At 43.0% G+C, this 1,285-nt stretch carries 2 protein-coding genes; both read right to left on the bottom strand.

Going from position 1 to position 1,285, the window contains the following annotated elements; genetic code table 11:
• Positions 1–638, bottom strand: a 638-nt coding sequence (locus GQR45_RS21235) for a TorF family putative porin (protein ID WP_165726934.1), incomplete at its 3' end; no start/stop codon positions are given.
• Between the two features lie 179 nt (positions 639–817).
• Positions 818–1,285: IS30 family transposase (locus tag GQR45_RS21230; protein WP_165726944.1), on the bottom strand; the 468-nt coding region annotated here is incomplete at its 5' end.

Below are 1,285 nucleotides of genomic sequence, written 5' to 3'. Positions count from 1 at the left end.
TCATCCATATCTGTATCAGACAAACCAAAAGTAAAACCGTCTTTCGAAATTGATACACCGTAATCTAAGATATTATCATCGCCAATAAAATCACCAGAGTAATGGCCTAAGTGAAGCGCCATTTCAGTGCCGTTACTGCCAACAGCAAAGCCGTAATCAGCTGTTAGGTAAAGTGAATCACCAAAATCTGTACCATCACCACTTGCAGCTGATGTTGCAAGTACAGAAGCACCAAAGGTAAAGCCTTCGACACTGATGCTACTATAAATTTCAGAGAAATCTGCGTCTGCTTCAGAAGCTGCGTCTGGGTAAGCGTAATAAATATAACCAACATCGTAGCTAACACTTTCGTTAATATCGCCACCAAAGCCTGCGTATAAGTCAAGCTCATAGGTCATTTCATCTGCCCACGATGCGTTTGAAGCCCAAGTACCCGCATAAAAGCCCGATTCATTGGTGTAATCAATACCGCCTGAAATAGCTGCATCGCCCCCAGTTTGCTCTTGACCACGCCATAAGTAGTTTGATGTTGCCGCTGCATTAGCCGTTACTTCAGCATGTACGGCTGTTGACGTTAAAGATGTTGCGCCCATTAATGTTATAGCACTGATAGCGATGGTTTTTTTTAGTTTTAGCATGTCCATTTCCCGTTATATGATTTTTGCTCGCCAAGGTTTTTATTATGTAATAGGAACCTTTAGGCTGACGGCTTTTTATTGTTTAACTAACGGGATAATTGCACTGTGTGTGCCAGCTTCATTGTTTTTATTAAAAATTATTTTTTATGTCGCGGATTCAAATCTGAAGTGCATAACGTTTAGGCGGCTTTAGCCGCCAAGTGATCCTGCATCAATTTTGCAGGCGTTTCAAATCCAAGTGTCTTCCTCGGACGATTATTAAGTTGCTCAAGTACGGGTATAACTTGTGCTGGTGTTACCGCCTTAAAATCTGTGCTCTTCGGCAAATACTGACGTAGTAATCCATTCGTGTTTTCATTCAATCCGCGCTCCCATGAGTGATAAGGGTGAGCAAAATAAACAGGTACACTTAAAGCCTCTGTGATTTGCTCGTGATAAGCGAACTCTTTTCCATTGTCAGCTGTGATGCTATGAAGCGCTGACCTATATGGCCTTAATAGTTCTATCGTCGCCGCAGTGACGGCTTCCGCTGTTTTTCCTGCCACCTGAGTTGATACAGTGAATTGGGTGACCCGCTCTACAATGGTAACAAGGGCGCCTCGATGACCTTTACCTATGACGGTATCTATTTCCCAATCTCCGATACG

Origin of the sequence: Pseudoalteromonas sp. SA25 (assembly GCF_011378705.1) — a bacterium.
Taxonomy (GTDB): Bacteria; Pseudomonadota; Gammaproteobacteria; order Enterobacterales; family Alteromonadaceae; genus Pseudoalteromonas; species Pseudoalteromonas arctica.
The sequence above is the reverse complement of the archived record's forward strand: the minus strand, read 5'-3'. Positions and strand labels throughout refer to the sequence as shown.